General features: G+C 73.0%; 13 protein-coding genes. 7 read left to right on the forward strand and 6 right to left on the reverse strand.

From position 1 onward, the window contains the following. Nucleotides 1-6 precede the first annotated feature (6 nt). From AB0I53_RS21340 to AB0I53_RS21365, 6 genes are all read right to left on the reverse strand, one after another. The gene (locus AB0I53_RS21340; RefSeq protein WP_358605703.1) at nt 7-987 is read right to left on the reverse strand and encodes a VWA domain-containing protein; all 981 of its coding nucleotides are present in this window, start codon (nt 985-987) and stop codon (nt 7-9) included. Between the two features lie 2 nt (nt 988-989). Beyond that, entirely contained in the window at nt 990-1,943 is a 954-nt protein-coding gene (locus AB0I53_RS21345; RefSeq protein ID WP_358605484.1) for a DUF58 domain-containing protein, read from the reverse strand. A gap of 14 nt (nt 1,944-1,957) precedes the next feature. Then, nucleotides 1,958-3,046, reverse strand: a complete 1,089-nt coding sequence (locus tag AB0I53_RS21350) for a MoxR family ATPase (RefSeq protein ID WP_358605706.1) — start codon at nt 3,044-3,046, stop codon at nt 1,958-1,960. 272 nt (nt 3,047-3,318) lie between these two features. Next, complete coding sequence (locus AB0I53_RS21355) at nt 3,319-3,900, reverse strand: molybdenum cofactor guanylyltransferase (protein ID WP_358605487.1); 582 nt, start codon at nt 3,898-3,900, stop codon at nt 3,319-3,321. A gap of 58 nt (nt 3,901-3,958) precedes the next feature. Beyond that, the gene (locus AB0I53_RS21360) at nt 3,959-5,284 is read right to left on the reverse strand and encodes an NlpC/P60 family protein (protein ID WP_358605490.1); all 1,326 of its coding nucleotides are present in this window, start codon (nt 5,282-5,284) and stop codon (nt 3,959-3,961) included. A 163-nt stretch (nt 5,285-5,447) separates the two neighbouring features. Continuing rightward, complete coding sequence (locus tag AB0I53_RS21365; RefSeq protein WP_358605492.1) at nt 5,448-6,287, reverse strand: Sir2 family NAD-dependent protein deacetylase; 840 nt, start codon at nt 6,285-6,287, stop codon at nt 5,448-5,450. A gap of 175 nt (nt 6,288-6,462) precedes the next feature. Between AB0I53_RS21365 and AB0I53_RS21370 the strand changes: the two genes are divergently transcribed. The 7 genes from AB0I53_RS21370 to AB0I53_RS21400 are packed head-to-tail and all read left to right on the forward strand — an operon-like array spanning nt 6,463 to nt 15,947. Beyond that, entirely contained in the window at nt 6,463-7,857 is a 1,395-nt protein-coding gene (locus AB0I53_RS21370) for a nitrate/nitrite transporter (RefSeq protein ID WP_358605494.1), read from the forward strand. Continuing rightward, nucleotides 7,850-9,925 carry a molybdopterin oxidoreductase family protein gene (locus tag AB0I53_RS21375; RefSeq protein ID WP_358605497.1) on the forward strand — a complete coding sequence of 692 codons (2,076 nt, stop codon included), beginning with the start codon at nt 7,850-7,852 and terminating at the stop codon, nt 9,923-9,925. Before AB0I53_RS21370 ends, AB0I53_RS21375 begins: the two co-directional genes overlap by 8 nt. After that, nucleotides 9,922-11,307, forward strand: a complete 1,386-nt coding sequence (locus tag AB0I53_RS21380; protein ID WP_358605500.1) for an FAD-dependent oxidoreductase — start codon at nt 9,922-9,924, stop codon at nt 11,305-11,307. Before AB0I53_RS21375 ends, AB0I53_RS21380 begins: the two co-directional genes overlap by 4 nt. Further along, on the forward strand, nt 11,304-13,817 hold the full coding sequence (gene nirB, locus AB0I53_RS21385; protein ID WP_358605503.1) for a nitrite reductase large subunit NirB: 2,514 nt from the start codon (nt 11,304-11,306) through the stop codon (nt 13,815-13,817). The genes AB0I53_RS21380 and nirB overlap by 4 nt, the downstream gene beginning before the upstream one ends. Further along, nucleotides 13,814-14,137 (forward strand): nitrite reductase small subunit NirD, encoded by a 324-nt coding sequence (gene nirD, locus AB0I53_RS21390; protein WP_358605506.1) that lies wholly within the window; start codon nt 13,814-13,816, stop codon nt 14,135-14,137. The genes nirB and nirD overlap by 4 nt, the downstream gene beginning before the upstream one ends. Further along, nucleotides 14,134-15,276: a uroporphyrinogen-III synthase gene (locus AB0I53_RS21395; protein ID WP_358605509.1), complete on the forward strand. Its 1,143-nt coding sequence runs from the start codon at nt 14,134-14,136 to the stop codon at nt 15,274-15,276. Before nirD ends, AB0I53_RS21395 begins: the two co-directional genes overlap by 4 nt. After that, nucleotides 15,255-15,947: a sirohydrochlorin chelatase gene (locus tag AB0I53_RS21400; protein ID WP_358605512.1), complete on the forward strand. Its 693-nt coding sequence runs from the start codon at nt 15,255-15,257 to the stop codon at nt 15,945-15,947. Before AB0I53_RS21395 ends, AB0I53_RS21400 begins: the two co-directional genes overlap by 22 nt. Nucleotides 15,948-15,964 lie beyond the last annotated feature (17 nt).

Genomic DNA, 15,964 nt, shown 5'->3' on the forward strand with positions numbered 1-15,964 from the left:
CCGTCGCTAAGGCAACCGTCGGCCGGCGAACATCGACACCCCGGCCGCGATGATCGCGGTGAGCGTACCCAGCACCAGCCAGGGCTTGCTGGCATCTGTGTGCTTGGTCTCGTAGCCGATCTGCTCACCCAGCGTCGCGTACACCTCGCGCAGCTGCTCGGCGCTGGCCGCCTTGTGGAACTCGCCGCCGGAGAGCCGGGCGATCTCCTGCATCGCGTCGTCGTCGACCTCGACCCACTCCTGCTCGCCCTGGATCTCGATGCTGCCGTGCTTGGTGCCGAAGGAGATCGTGGAGATCGGGATGCCGGCCTGCTTGGCCTCCTTGGCCTTGGTGTAGGCGCCGCGCGGTGCGTCCAGATCGCGCGGGATCGTCTGCCCGCCGTCGGCCATCAGCACTATCCGCGCCGGCGGCGCGCCGGCCGGGCCGCCGACCATCTTCCCGAACGAGTCGATCGCCTGCATCGAGGCGTTGATCCCGTCGCCGGTGGCCGTCGCCTCCGCCAGCTTCAGGCTGTCGATGGCCTGCTTGACGCCCGCCCGGTCGGTCGTCGGCATCACCAGCACCGTCGCGGTGCCCGCGAAGGACACCAGCCCGAGGTTGATGCCCGGCGTCAGCTTGTCGGCGAACTCCTTCGCCGCGACCTTCGCGGCCTCCAGCCTGCTCGGCTCGACGTCGGTGGCCTTCATCGACAGCGACACGTCGATGGTGAGCATCACGGTGGCCCGGTTGCGCGGGATCCGCTGCTCGGCGGTCGGCCCGGTCAGCGCCACCGTCAGCATGATCAGCGCCACCCCGAGCAGCGCCGGGGGCACGTGCTTCCACCAGCCCTGCCGCGTCGAAGCGACCCGGTCGAGCACCTCCAGGTTGCTGAACCGCAGCGTGTCCCGGCGGCGGCGCCGCAGCGCCCACAGGTAGCCGACGACCAGCGCGGCGACCACCAACAACAGCAGGAACCACCACGGCGTGGCGAATCCCGACAGACTCAACATCAAGCAACTCCTCCGGACCAACCCCGCTTGCGCGCCACCACGAACCGCACCACGTCGGCGATCCAGTCCGAATCCGTGCGCAGCACCAGATGCGCGCACCCGGCGCGCCGCAGCACGGCGGCAACCTGATCGCGGTGCGCTGCCGCCGCGGCGGCGAATTCCTTGCGCAGCACCGGGGTGGTGTGCACCTCCCGCCGCTTCCCCGTTTCCGGGTCCGACAGCAGCACGGTGCCGACATCGGGCAGTTCCAGGTCGCGCGGATCCAGCACCTCGACCGCCAGCAGCGAATGGCGCGCGCCCAGGCCGCGCAGCGCGCGCTGCCAATCCGTCGAGCCCAGGAAGTCCGAGATCACCACCGCGAGCCCGCGCCGCCGAGGCGGCCGGCGCAGCGACTCCAGCAGCTTCGCGAGATCACCCCGCGTGCCTTCCTCCGCCCGCGGCGTCTCGGCCACTTTCTTCAGCAGCGCCCGCGCGTGCGCCGCGCCACCGCGCGCCGGCAGCCGGACCTGGCCGGTGCCGTTGTCCACCACCGCACCGATCCGGTTGCCGCCGCCGCTGGTCAAGAACATCACCGCGGCCAGCGCGGCGACGGCCAGCTCCCGCTTGTCGCAGGCCGCCGAGCCGAAATCCAGGCTCGGCGAAAGGTCCATCGCCACCCAGGTCTCCAGCTCGCGGTCGGCCACCGTCTGCCGGATGTGCGGTTCGGCGGTGCGGGCGGTGACCGCCCAGTCCATCCGCCGCACGTCGTCGCCGGGCTGGTAGACCCGGGCCTCGCCGGGCTCGCTTCCCGGGCCCGGCACCAAGCCCTGGTGGTTGCCTTGCAACAGGCCGTCGAGCCGGCCGCGCACGCTGAGCTCCAACGTCCGCAGCGCGACCTCCAACCGCCCGGTGTCCAGGGCGGGCGGCGCCCACGGCGGGCGGTCGTCGCGGCCGGAATGGGATGTCGCCGACACCGCTGCGTCGCTCCTCACTGGTGCGGGTTCGGCCCGAGGTGCGGCTGCTGCTGCGGCGCATAGCCGACCGGGCCGACCGGGCCGACCGGGCCGGTCGGGCCCACCGGAGCGGGCGGGCCTGCCTGCGGCCGCGCCGACACCTGCGGCAGCGGCACGGTTTGCAGCACCCGGCTGACGATGTGCTCGACCGGGATCCCGTCGGCCAGCGCGTCGTAGGACAGCACCAGGCGGTGCCGCAGCACGTCCGGCACCACGTCCACCACGTCCTGCGGCAGCACGTAGTCCCGGCCGCGCACCAGGGCCAGCGCCCGCGAGGCGGCGATGATGCCGAGGCTGGCGCGCGGCGAGGCACCGTAGGACACCCAGCCGGCGATGTCGGAGAGGCCGTGCTCGTTGGGCAGCCTGGTGGTCACGACCAGCCGCACGACGTAGTCGACCAGCGCGTGGTGCACGAACACGCCTGCGGCGACGTTCTGCAGGCGGATCAGCTCGTCGGGGTTGAGCACCGGGTTGGGTTCCGGCGCCGCCACGCCCATCCGGTAGATGATCTCCCGCTCCTCCTCCGCCGTGGGGTACTCGACGGGCAGCTTGAACAGGAACCGGTCCCGCTGCGCTTCCGGCAGCGGGTAGACGCCCTCGTTCTCGATCGGGTTCTGGGTGGCCAGCACCAGGAACGGGGCGGGCATCGGGAAGCTCTGGCCGCCGATGGAGACGTGCCGCTCGGCCATGACCTCCAGCAGCGCCGACTGGACCTTCGCCGGCGCGCGGTTGATCTCGTCGGCGAGCACGAAGTTGGCCAGCACCGGGCCCAGCTCGACATCGAAGCGCTCGCTGCCCTGCCGGTAGATCCGGGTGCCGAGGATGTCGGCGGGCACCAGGTCCGGGGTGAACTGCAGGCGGGAGAACGAGCCGCCGACGACCCGCGCGAAGGTCTCCACGGCCAGCGTCTTGGCGACGCCGGGCACGCCCTCCAGCAGGATGTGGCCCTTGGCCAGCAGCCCGGTCAGCACCCGCTCGACGAGCCGGTCCTGGCCGACGATCACACGCTTGACCTCAAAGACGGTGCGCTCCAGCAGCTGCGCGTCCCGCGCCGGGGTGCTCACCTGGTCCGCCGGGCGCGCCGCCGCGGCTCCGGCGCCCCCGCTCTCACCGTTGCCGGCCTCGGTCACTTCTCCCAGCCTCCTGTCGTCGATGCGGCCGTTCTCGGCCGATCAAGATCCTGACACGTGCCGATCGCAGGCTCGCGCGGGGGCAATGCCCCACGCACACCCAACCGCACTCCCGGTATGACCGCTGTGAAGCGGTTAATTTCACTCTTCACTGAAGCTATAGATACTATAAACCAAATGAGCCTCGCCCCCGCAGGTCGCGCCACTCACTCAGGTCTTCGGGTTTCGCGGGCCCGGTCGAGGTCTTCCGGCGTGTCCACATCGGATGCTTCCGCCCCGGCGGCGGGGATCAGCAGCGGGGCCAGCGGCGCAAGCGCGGAGCGGATCGAGCCGTTGCGCACCTCCGCGGGCATCGCCTCGCGAAGCGCGGCGGTCCGCCACACCCCCACCAGCCATTGCGGTTGGCCCGCGTCGTCGGCCAGCACCGCTCCGGCGGCTCCGGGGTCGGCGCGCAGCGCGTCCAGCAGGCGCGAGATCGTCGCCGGCACCAAGTGCGGATGGTCTCCGGCGAGCACCGCGACCAGCCGCGGTGACGCCGGCAGCTTCCGCAACCCGGCTTGCACGCCCGCCAGCGGGCCGCCGCCCGGCGGCTCCTCCAGAGTCCACTCGACCGCCCTGGCCGTCGCCCGCGGCGGCCCGACCACGATCACCGGATCCGCCGCCGCCACGGCGTCGAGGGTGCGATCCAGCAACGACCGGCCTCCGACCGGCAGCAGGACCTTGTCCACGCCGCCGAGCCGACGCGCCCGACCGCCCGCTAGCACCAGTGCCGCGAATTCCACCGCCACGCCGCGCAATGCTTCCAGCCGACCGAAACCCACGGCCAACCGGACCGCGTCCGGCGCGTCAGAGCATGCGGACCGCGTACGGGGCGATGCCGCCGTAGCGGACGGCGGTGACACGGACCCGCGAGCCCGAGTACGGCGCCTCGACCATCTTGCCGTTGCCCAGGTACAACGCCACGTGGTGGATCCGGCCGCCGTCCTGCCAGAACAGCATGTCGCCGCGCCGTATCTGCGACACCGGAACCCGGCGGCCGGACTGGTACTGGTAGCCGCTGTAGTGGTCGAGGCCGACGCCGGCACCGGCGAAGGCGTAGATCATCAGGCCCGAGCAGTCGAACCCGACCTTGCCGTAGTCGCCATAGGAGTCCGCGACTCCCCCGTCCCGGATGCCCCGCGACGGGCCTCGCGAAGTCCCGCCGCCCCACGCGTACTGCACGCCGAGCTGGGACAGCGCCCGCCCGATGACCACTTCCACCGACCGCCCGCTCGGCCGCGTGACCGCGTCCGCCGCCGGCGCGGCTGCGCTGCTCGACGTGGCCTGCGCGGCCGCTTGCGCGGCGGCCTCCTCCTCGCGCTGCTTCGCCGCTTGCCAGCTCTCGTACCGGCCGCGCTGCGCTTCCAGGCCCGCCACGTGGGAGCGCGCCTCGGTGAGCTGCGCTTCCACGCCCGCCTTGTCCGCCTCCAGCCGGCGCGCTTGCTCCGCCTGCGTCGCCTGCGCCGTGATGGCCGCCTGCTCCGCGGCCTCCGCGGCGCTGCGCGCCTCATCGGCGGCGAGGCGTTTCGCCTCCGCGTCCTGCAGGGCCGCCCGGGTCAGCGAGTCCTTGTTGACCTTCTCGATCCGCGCCGTCTCCAGATCGTCCATGACGTCGAGCTGGGTTTCGCTGATCGCGTCCAGGAACACCGCGCGGTCGAGCACGTCCTGCGGGTTCTTCGAGCCGATGAAGGCCGTGGCCGAGCCGACCGCGCTGCCCTGCCGGTAGCTGCTGGCCGCGAACTCGTCGAGCCGCTTGCGCTGCTGCTCGATCTGCTGGGCGGCGGCGTCGGCCTCCGCACCGGCTGCGTCGGCGGCGCGGCGGGCGTCGTCGTAGGCGCGTTCGGCGCGGCCGAGGTCGACCCGCGCCTTGTTCGCGTCTTCCATCTTGAGCTCGACCTGGGACTGCAGGCCGATCAGCTGCGACTCCGCTTCGGCGAGCCGGTTGGCCAGCTCCCCCACCTGGCCCGCCGTGTTCTGCGCCGTCGCGCGGCCGGAGTTGATCTCCGCGTCGCTCGGGTTGGGCGGCGGGGGCGGCACCGCGAGGGCGCTGCCGGACGCCGCCAGGCCGACTGCCGTCAGCAGCGTGATCGCGGCAATGCTCCGCGCGCGGAGCAGTCCTCGGGATCGCGACACGACCGTCACCTCCAGCTGGTACGCCCGATCGGCGGTCGATCATTGGGCCTAATGGAGTCACACGACGGCCACGAACTTTGCCACTCCTGTCCCGATTGCACCACTCGACACGATCACGACACGTGCAACATCAGCCACTCGTGTCACATCGATGGGGGGACGTTCATCCCCAGGTGCTGGGATCGCCCCAGGTGCGCAGCGGGTTCGGCGAGTCGATCAGCGGCGCCGCGACCAGCTCCGGCAGCACCTCGACCAGCGGCTCGCGCAGCACCGCCGATGCCGCGTCGTCGTACGGGGTCGGCTCGGCGTTGCAGATGACCAGCGCCGCGCCCGCCTTGACGGCCAGCTCCACGAAGCCCGCCGCCGGGTGCACCGTCAGCGAGGTGCCGGCCGCGACGAACAGGTCGCAGTTCAGCGCCGCGCGCTGGGCGCTGCGCATGACGTCGGGATCCAGGGACTGCCCGAAGGAGACGGTCGCCGACTTGAGGATGCCGCCGCAGGACCGGCAGGGCGGGTCCGGCTCGCCGGCCGCCACCCGTTCCAGCGCGGCGCTCATCGGGCCGGTCGCGCCGCAGTCCAGGCACACCGTATTGAAGATCGTGCCGTGCAGCTCCAGGACCCGGTCGCGGTCCAGGCCGGCGCGCTGGTGCAGTTCGTCGATGTTCTGCGTCAGCAGCGCGCCCAGCCGCCCGGAGCGGTCGAGGTCCACGAAGGCGCGGTGGGCGGCGTTGGGCTCGGCGCTCCAGGCCGGGTGTTCGGCCCGGCTGCGCCACGCCTGCTCGCGGACCTGCGGATCGGCGACGTAGCTGTCGATGTCGCTGAGCCGCTGGGCGGCCGGGTTCTTGGTCCACACGCCGTTGGGACCGCGGAAGTCCGGGATTCCGGAGGCCGTCGACACCCCCGCGCCGGTGAGGGCGGTGATCCGGCGCGCGCCGCCGAACAGTTCGCGGGCTCGCCGCCGGTTCGTGCCGTCGCTCGCGCCGTCGGCCGTGCCTCGCTGCATCACGACTCCACGGTGCCATGGGCCGACCGGCCGAGGAGTCCTCGGGCGCCGTTCGGCTGCTCACACCGCCCGGAGCTGGGCGTGTGAAGGCTGGTTTGCATCGTGGTAACGATCGGCGCGCCCGCTCGAAACACCCGGTTCCTACCTTCGGAGCAACCCGACGAGAGGAGCCGAGTTGACCGCGAGAGCCAAAGCCCGCAGCGGCCGCTGGATCGAGGGCTGGAATCCCGAGGACGAGCGGTTCTGGGAATCCACCGGCAAGCGCGTGGCGCGGCGGAACCTGATCTTCTCGATCCTCTCGGAGCACATCGGCTTCTCCGTCTGGAGCATCTGGTCGGTGCTGGTGCTGTTCATGTCGCCGAGCATCGGCCTGCCGTTCACCGCGGCCGAGAAGTTCCTGCTGGTGGTCACCCCGAACCTGGTGGGCGCCGTGCTGCGGTTGCCCTACGCCGCGGCGGTGACCCGCTTCGGCGGCCGCAACTGGACGATCTTCAGCTCCGCGGTCCTGCTGGTGCCGACCGCGCTGGCGTTCCACTTCGTGCAGCAGCCGGGCACGCCGCTGTGGGTGTTCATGCTGATCGGCGCCACGGCCGGGGTCGGCGGCGGCAACTTCGCCTCGTCGATGACGAACATCACGACCTTCTACCCGCAGCGCCACCAGGGCTGGGCGCTGGGGCTCAACGCCGGCGGCGGCAACCTCGGCGTGGCGGCGATCCAGGTCGTCGGCCTGCTGGTGATCGCCACCGCCGGTGGCACCCACCCGTCCTACGTCGCGGCGATCTACCTGCCGCTGGTCGTGGTGGCAGCCCTGTGCGCGGCGCTGTTCATGGACAACGTGGACGCGGTGCGGGCGCGCCCCGGCGCGTTGCGCGAGGCCGCCGCGAACAAGCACACGTGGTGGATCTCGTTCCTCTACATCGGAACGTTCGGTTCGTTCATCGGCTACAGCTTCGCCTTCGGCCTGGTGCTGCAGACCGAGTTCGGCTTCACCCCGCTGCAGGCCGCGAGCTGGACCTTCCTCGGGCCGCTGATGGGTTCGGTGTCCCGGCCCTTCGGCGGCTGGCTCTCCGACCGGCTGGGCGGTGCCCGGGTCACGCTCTGGGCCTTCGTCGGCATGACGGCGGGCACCGGCGTGCTGCTGGTCGCGTCGTCGCAGGGCTCCTTCGCGCTCTACGTCGCGGCGTTCATCGTGCTGTTCGTGCTGACCGGCATCGGCAACGGCTCGACCTACAAGATGATCCCCGCGATCTTCGCCAAGGAGGCCGAGGACGACGTGACCGATGGCGGCGAGGCCGTCGCGGCGTTCGCCCGGGCCCGGCGGATGTCCGGCGCGGTGATCGGGATCGCCGGCGCGATCGGCGCGCTCGGCGGCGTGGGCATCAACCTCGCCTTCCGGGCCTCCTACGGCGGCGCGGCCGCCAGCGGCGATGCCGCCCTGACGACCTTCCTCGGCTACTACGTGGTCTGCGGGCTCGTCACTTGGGCCGTGTACCTGCGCGGTGCGCTCAAGAGCACGGCCGCGCCGCGACCGGCCCAGGAGCCGTCGAAAGCCGAGGTCGGTCGTGCCTGACATCCGGACCGTTGCCACCCACTGCCCCTACTGCGCCTTGCAGTGCGGCACCCAGCTGACGCGGGAACGACGCGGCGTATCGGTGCGGCCGACGGACTTCCCGGTGAACCGGGGCGGGTTGTGCCAGAAGGGCTGGACCGCTCCGGCCCTGCTGGACGTCCCGGACCGGCTGCGGAACCCGCTGGTGCGCCGCGGCGGCGAGCTCGTGCCGGTCGACTGGGACACCGCGCTGGAGACCGTCGCCACCGGCATCGACCGGATCCGGCGCGAGCACGGGCCGGACGCGGTCGGGGTGTTCGGCGGCGGCGGGCTGACCAACGAGAAGGCCTACCTGCTCGGCAAGTTCGCGCGGCTGGCGCTGGGCACCAGCCAGATCGACTACAACGGCCGGTTCTGCATGTCCTCGGCCGCGGCCGCCGGAAACGCCGCCTTCGGCGTCGACCGGGGGCTGCCGTTCCCGGTCACCGATCTCGGCGGAGCCGACGTGGTGCTGCTGGCCGGGGCGAACCCGGCCGAGACCATGCCGCCGCTGATGCAGCACCTGAGTGCCGCGCAGCTCGTGGTCATCGATCCCCGGCGCACGGCGACGGCCGAACGCGCCGCGCTGCACCTGCGGCCCGCGCCGGGCACCGACCTGGCGCTGGTGCTCGGGCTGCTGCACATCGCCGTGGTCGACGGCTGGGCCGACACCGCCTACATCCGGTCCCGGACCACGGGTTTCGACGCGGCGTGGCAGCGGGCGATGACCTGGTGGCCGGAGCGCGTCGAGCGGGTCACCGGGGTTCCGGTGACCGCGCAGCGGCAGGCGGTGCGGATGCTCGCCGAGGCCGAAAGCGCCTACGTGCTCACCGGTCGCGGTGCCGAGCAGCACAGCAAGGGCGTCGACACCGTGTCCGGGTTCATCAACCTCGCCCTCGCGCTCGGCCTGCCGGGCCGCCCCGGTCGCGGCTACGGCTGCCTGACGGGGCAGGGCAACGGGCAGGGCGGGCGCGAGCACGGCCAGAAGGCCGACCAGCTGCCCGGATACCGGATGATCACCGATGCCGCCGCGCGGGCGCACGTGGCCGAGGTCTGGGGCGTGCTGCCCGAGGTGCTGCCCGGCCCGGGCCGCAGCGCCTACGAGCTGCTCGACGCCTTGGGCAGCGCCGACGGCCCCAGGGCGCTGCTGGTCTTCGGCTCCAACCCGGCGGTTTCGGCGCCCAACGCCGGCCACATCGTCAACCGGATGTCCACTTTGGACCTGCTGGTGGTGGCCGACTTCGTGCCCTCGGAAACGGCGGAGATGGCCGACGTGGTGCTGCCGGTGACGCAGTGGGCCGAGGAAGAGGGCACCATGACCAGCCTCGAAGGCCGCATCCTGCGGCGCCGCCGGCTGCAGGTGCCGCCCGGCCACGCCCGCAGCGACCTCGAAGTGCTGCACGGCCTGGCGGTGCGGCTCGGCGAGCCCGGCCACCGCTACCCCACTTCGCCCCGAGAGGTCTTCGAGGAGCTGCGCCGCGCGTCGGCCGGCGGCAAGGCCGACTACAGCGGCGTCACCTACGACCGTCTCGACGCAGGCGAGGCCCTGCACTGGCCCTGCCCGGATCCGGAACATCCCGGCACGCCGCGCCTCTTCCTCGACGGCTTCGCGCATCCCGACGGGCTGGCCCGGTTCGCCGCCGTGGAGCACCGCGACCCGGCCGAAACGCCAGGGGAGGCGTTCCCGCTGACCGCCACCACCGGCCGGGTGCTGGCGCAGTACCAGTCCGGGGCGCAGACGCGGCGGGTGGCCGAGCTCAACGAGGCGGCCGCCGAGGCGTTCGTGGAGATCCACCCGGACACCGCCGACCGGGCCGGCGTCGCCGAAGGCGGCCTCGCCCGGGTCACGTCGCCGCGCGGCAGCGCGCTGGCGCGCGTGCGGATCGTCGCCACGATGCGCACCGACACCGTGTTCCTGCCGTTCCACTTCCCCGGCTCCGGGCGCGCCAACCTGCTCACCGGCGGCGCGCTGGACCCGCGCAGCCGGATGCCGGAGTTCAAGGTCAGCGCCGTCCGGATCGAACCCGCCGAGGAGGTGGTCGCCCGATGAACCGCATCGTCGTCGTCGGCAACGGGCCTGCCGCGCACCGGCTGGTCGAGCGGCTGCGCGCGCACGGCCACACCGGCCCGATCACGGTGCTGGGCCGCGAGGAACACCCCGCCTACAACCGGGTTCTGCTCGGCGCGGTCCTGGACCGGACGCTGACTCCCGCCACCGTGGCTCTGCCCACTGTGGACGCCGAGGTGCACCTGCGGGTCACCGCCACCGACATCGACCGCGCCCGGCGCGTGGTGCGCACCGACACCGGCGACGAGCACCCGTACGACGTGCTCGTGTTGGCCACCGGCTCCCGCCCGCGACTGCCCGAGATCCCCGGGCTGGACGGCGACCGCCTCCAGGCGTTGCGCACGCTCGCCGACTGCGCGCGGATCGGCTCCGCCGCGGGCCCGGTCGCGGTGCTGGGCGGCGGGATCCTCGGTGTCGAGGCGGCGCGGGCGCTGCTGGCGCGCGGGCACGAAGTGACGCTGGTGCATCCGAATCCGCACCTGATGGACCGGCAGCTCGACGACGTCGGCGGGCGGCTGCTCGCCGAGCGGCTGGGCAAGCTCGGCGTCGAGCTCCGGCTGGGTCGCCGGGCGATCGCCTACCGGCGCGGCCGGCTCATCCTGGACAGCAGCGACGTCGTGCCGGCGAGCCTCGTCGTGGCGTGCACCGGAGTCACCGCCGAAACCGGGCTGGCGGTGCGGGCCGGGTTGCCGGTGCGGCACGGGATCGTCGTCGACGACCGGCTGCGCACCGGCGATGCGCGCATCCACGCCATCGGCGACTGCGCCGAGCACGACGGCGAGGCGTCCGGCCTGATCGCGTCGGCCTGGGAGCAGGCCGACGCGCTGGCGGAGTTGCTCGCCGGCGGCGACGCGCGCTACCGCGGCACCCGCACCGTCACCCGGCTCAAGGCCCGCGGCATCGACCTCGCCTCGATCGGCTCGGTCGGCTGCCTCGAAAGCACGGACGCCGAGGTCGTGACGCTGTCGGACCCGGCCCGCGGCCGCTACGCGAAGCTCGCGCTGCGCGAGGAGCGGATCACCGGCGCGGTGCTGTTCGGCTTCCCGGAGGCGATCGCGGCGGTCAGCCAGCTGCACGACCGCGACCTGCCGGTGCCCACCGACCGCCTCGCGCTGCTGCTGGGCACTCCGGCCGCCGTGCCGGGCGCGCCCGCCGAGCTGCCCGACGACGCGGTGATCTGCCGCTGCAACAACGTGACCAAGAAGGCCCTGACCACCGCCTGGCAGGGCGGCGCCCGCTCGGTACCCGAGCTGGCCAGGGCAACGCGGGCGACCACCGGCTGCGGCGGCTGCGTCGACGACGTCGGCCGCATCTGCGGCGCGCTGGCCGACCGCATCGAACACCAGAAGGAGGGCGCGGCATGACCCGCACGCTTGTCGTCGTCGGCCACGGCATGGTCGGACACCGGCTCGTCGAAACGCTCCGGGAGCGCGACGCGGGCGACACCTGGCGGATCGTCGTCCTCGGCGAGGAACCCCGGCCCGCCTACGACCGGGTGGCGCTGTCGTCCTACCTGGACGGCAAGAGCGCCGAGGACCTCAGCCTGGCCGGCCACGAGCTGCTGGACGATCCGCTGGTCGACCTGCGGTTGGAAACCGCCGCGACCGGCATCGACCGGGCGGCCCGCACGGTGTCCACATCGGACGGTTCCGAGCTGTGCTACGACGCGCTGGTGCTGGCCACCGGCTCGCGGCCGTTCGTGCCGCCGGTGCCCGGCCATGACCTCGACGGCTGCTTCGTCTACCGCACCATCGAGGACCTCGACGCGATCCGCGCCGCCGCGACCGAAGGCGAGCCCGGCGTCGTCATCGGCGGCGGCCTGCTCGGCCTGGAGGCCGCGAACGCGCTGCGGCTGCTGGGCATGCGCGCGCACGTCGTGGAGATGGCGCCGCGGCTGATGCCGCTGCAGGTCGACGAGGGCGGCGGTCAGGTGCTCGGCCGGCTCGTCGGCGATCTCGGCCTGACCATTCACTGCGGTGCCGCGACGAAGTCCATCGACGGCGACGGCCGCGTCCGCGGCGTCACGCTGGCCGACGGCACCGTGATCGAAACCGACGTCGTCGTGTTCTCCGCAGGCGTCCGGCCCCGCGACGAGCTCGCGGAGCTCGCCGGGCTGGCGCGCGCGGAACGCGGCGGGTTCCTGGTCGACGAGAGCTGCCGCACCAGCGACGAGAACATCTGGGCCATCGGCGAATGCGCCGCGGTGGAAGGCCGCTGCTACGGCCTGGTCGCGCCCGGCTACAGCATGGCCGAGGGCGTCGCCGAGCAGCTCCTCGCCCTCGGCGACGGGGCCTTCCCAGGCGCTGACCTGTCCACCAAGCTCAAGCTGCTCGGCGTCGACGTCGCCAGCTTCGGCGACGCCCACGGCCAGACCGACGGCGCCCTGGAGGTCGTCTACGCCAACAACGCCGCGGGCACCTACGCCAAGCTCGTGCTCAGCGACGATGCGCGGATCCTGCTCGGCGGCGTCCTCGTCGGCGACGCCAGCGCCTACTCGGTGCTGCGGCCGCTGATCGACCGCGAACTGCCCGCTCCGCCGGAACAACTACTGCTGCCCGCCGGTTCCGGCATCGACGCCGGCGCGCTGCCCGGCGACGCGACGGTGTGCTCCTGCAACAACGTGTCCAAAGAGGACATCACGACGGCGATCACCGGGCAGGGGCTCACCGACGTGCCCGGCATCAAGGGCTGCACGAAGGCCGGCACCAGCTGCGGCTCGTGCGTGCCGATGCTGAAGAACCTGCTCGCCGAATGCGGCGTGACCGCCTCCAAGGCGCTGTGCGAGCACTTCCCGCAGTCCCGCGCGGAACTGTTCGAGATCGCCCAGGCCACCGGGATCGGCTCGTTCTCCGAGCTGATCGGCAGGCACGGCAGCGGTCGCGGCTGCGACATCTGCAAGCCCGCCGTCGCCTCCATCCTGGCCAGCCTCGGCCACGGCCACATCCTCGAGGGCGAGCAGGCCGGGCTGCAGGACACCAACGACCGGTTCCTGGCCAACATGCAGCGCAACGGCACCTACTCGGTGGTGCCCCGGGTGCCCGGCGGCGAGATCACCCCGGAGAAGCTGATCGTGCTCGGCGAGGTCGCCAAGGACTTCGGCCTCTACACCAAGATCACCGGCGGGCAGCGCATCGACCTGTTCGGAGCCCGGGTGGAGCAGCTGCCGCTGATCTGGCGGCGGCTGGTGGACGCCGGGTTCGAATCCGGCCACGCCTACGGAAAAGCACTGCGCACCGTGAAGTCCTGCGTCGGCAACGACTGGTGCCGCTACGGCGTGCAGGACTCGGTGAGCATGGCCATCCGGCTGGAACTGCGCTACCGGGGCCTGCGGGCGCCGCACAAGATCAAAGCCGGCGTCTCCGGCTGCGCCCGCGAGTGCGCCGAGGCGCGCGGCAAGGACTTCGGCGTGATCGCCACCGACAGGGGCTGGAACCTCTACGTCGGCGGCAACGGCGGCTTCACCCCGCGGCACGCCGAGCTGCTGGCCGCCGACCTCGACGACGAGCGGCTGATCAGGATCATCGACCGGTTCCTGATGTTCTACGTGCGCACGGCCGACCGGCTGCAGCGCACCTCGGCGTGGCTGGAGGCGCTGGACGGCGGGCTCGACCACCTGCGGGAGGTGGTCGTCGAGGACTCCCTCGGCATCGCCGACGAGCTGGAGGCCGCGATGCACCGCCACGTCGAGAACTACTCCGACGAGTGGGCCGGAGTACTGGCTGATCCCGGCAAGCTCGCCCGCTTCGTGTCCTTCGTCAACGCACCCGACGCGCCGGATCCGACGATCCGGTTCGTCGAGGAGCGCGGCCAGATCCGGCCCGGCCCGGTCGCGCTTCCGATGCCCGCCATCCCGAACCAGGAGGTGCTCACGTGAACTGGCAACAGATCTGCGAACTCGACCTGCTGCCGCCCGAGTTCGGGCTGCCCGCGCTGATCAGCGACCAACCGGTGGCACTGTTCCGCACCCGCGACGACGAGCTGTTCGCCGTCGGCAACGTGGACCCGTTCTGCGGGGCCGGCGTGATGAGCCGCGGCATCGTCGGCGATCGCGACGGCGAACCCACGGTCGCCTCGCCGATGCTCAAGCAGGTCTTCTCGTTGCGGACCGGGCTGTGCCTGGACGATCCGGGCGCGCGGCTGCCGGTGTACCCGGTGCGGCGCCGGGCCGACGTGGTGGAGGTCGCCGTCCCTTGATCGACGAACTCGCTGGTTACACCGTCGCGGTGACTGCGGCGCGACGGGCCGACGAGCTCGGTTCCCTGCTGGAGCGCCGCGGCGCTCGGGTCGTGCACGGCCCCGCGCTGCGGATCCTGCCGCTGGCCGACGACGCGGAGCTGCGTCGCGCGAGCCAGGACTGCGTCGCCGGCCCGCCGGACGTGGTCGTGGCGACCACCGGTATCGGGTTCCGCGGCTGGATCGAGGCGGCCGAAGGCTGGGGCGTGGGCGCCGAGCTGCTCGACGCGCTGCGCCCCGCGCAACTGCTGGCCCGCGGGCCGAAGGCGCGCGGAGCGGTCCGCGCCGCCGGGCTGCCCGATCCGTGGTCGCCGACCTCGGAGTCCTCGGCGGAGCTGCTGGAACACCTGCTCGACCAGCCGCTGGACGGGATCCGGGTGGCGGTGCAGCTGCACGGCCAGCCGCTGCCCGACTTCGTCGAGGCGCTGCAGTGCGCGGGCGCGGAGGTCATCGAGATCCCGGTGTACCGCTGGACCGCACCCGCCGACATCACCGCGCTGGACAACCTGCTGACCTCGGTGTGCGCGCGGGAGGTCGACGCGGTGACGTTCACCAGCGCGCCCGCGGCGGCCAGCCTGCTGTCGCTGGCCGCCGAACGGCGCTGCCAGGGCGACCTGCTCGATGCCCTGCGCGGGCCGGTCCTGGTCGCCTGCGTCGGGCCGGTGACGCACGCGCCGCTGGCCGATCACAGCGTGCCCGCGGTGATCCCGAAGCGGTTCCGCATCGGTGCGCTGGTGCGCTCGCTGTGCGACGCGCTGCCGAGCCGGGCGCCGACGCTGCCGGTCGGCGGCCGGGAACTGCAGGTGCGCGGGCACGCCGCCGTCGTCGACGGCGTGGTGAAACCGCTTTCGCCGCAAGGGAAGACGCTGCTCCGGGCGCTCGCCGAACGGCCTGGCCGGGTGGTGTCGCGGCGCAGTCTGGCCGAGGCGTTGAACGGCGCCGGGAACCCGGCGGACGAGCACGCCGTGGAGCAGGCCGTCGCGCGGCTGCGGGCCGCGCTGGGGGCGCCGGAGCTGGTGCAGACCGTGATCAAGCGCGGATACCGACTTCCGCTGGAACCGATGAGGAACGCCCCGCGATGCGCAGATCCGCAACCCTGACTCCCCCGCTGCTGCTGGTCGCCCACGGCACCCGCGATCCCGCCGGGCCGCGGGTGGTCGAACGCCTCGCCGACGCCGCGGCCGCCCGCCTGCGGGTGCCGGTGCACGTCGCGTACGTGGACGTGATCGGCCCGACCGTCGCGGAGGCCCTGCAGGAGGCCGGTGACGGGCCGGTGGTTGCGCTGCCCGCGTTCCTCGCGGCCGGCTACCACGTGCGCACCGACCTGCCGGAGCAGATCGCCCCGACCGGGCGCGAGGACGTGGCGATATGCGCTCCGCTGGGCCCGGCTCCGGAGATCGTCGAGGCGATGCTGCGGCGGTTGGTCGCCTCCGGGTGGCGGCCCGGCGACCGGATCGCGTTCGCCGCGGCCGGTTCGTCGGACGAGCGGGCGCTGGCCGATGTGCGTACCGCGGCGCGGCTGCTCGGCCGCCGCGCAGGCCGGTGGCTGACGCCGAGCTACGTCACCACCGCCTCGCCCGCGACCGCCGACGTCTGCGGCCCGGCGGACTTCATCGCGCCGTACCTGCTGGCGCCCGGGCTGTTCCACCGGCGGCTCGCGGAGCTGCCGGTGGCCGGCGTCGCCGAGCCGATCGGCGCGCACCCGAGCGTGATCGACCTGATCGCCCGCCGCTACCGGTCGGCGGCACTCGATCGCGTTTCCGCCGCCTGAACTTCCGGGCACCGAGA

The sequence above is a fragment of the Saccharopolyspora sp. NPDC050389 genome (assembly GCF_040655595.1).
Lineage (GTDB): Bacteria > Actinomycetota > Actinomycetes > Mycobacteriales > Pseudonocardiaceae > Saccharopolyspora.

Excerpts from the sequence above, each read along its gene's own strand:
- nirB (WP_358605503.1), top strand. The coding sequence starts at position 11,304 with ATGACCCGCACGCTTGTCGTCGTCGGCCACGGCATGGTCGGACACCGG.
- AB0I53_RS21365 (WP_358605492.1), bottom strand. The coding sequence starts at position 6,287 with ATGCAGCGAGGCACGGCCGACGGCGCGAGCGACGGCACGAACCGGCGG.
- AB0I53_RS21400 (WP_358605512.1), top strand. The coding sequence starts at position 15,255 with ATGCGCAGATCCGCAACCCTGACTCCCCCGCTGCTGCTGGTCGCCCAC.
- AB0I53_RS21380 (WP_358605500.1), top strand. The coding sequence starts at position 9,922 with ATGAACCGCATCGTCGTCGTCGGCAACGGGCCTGCCGCGCACCGGCTG.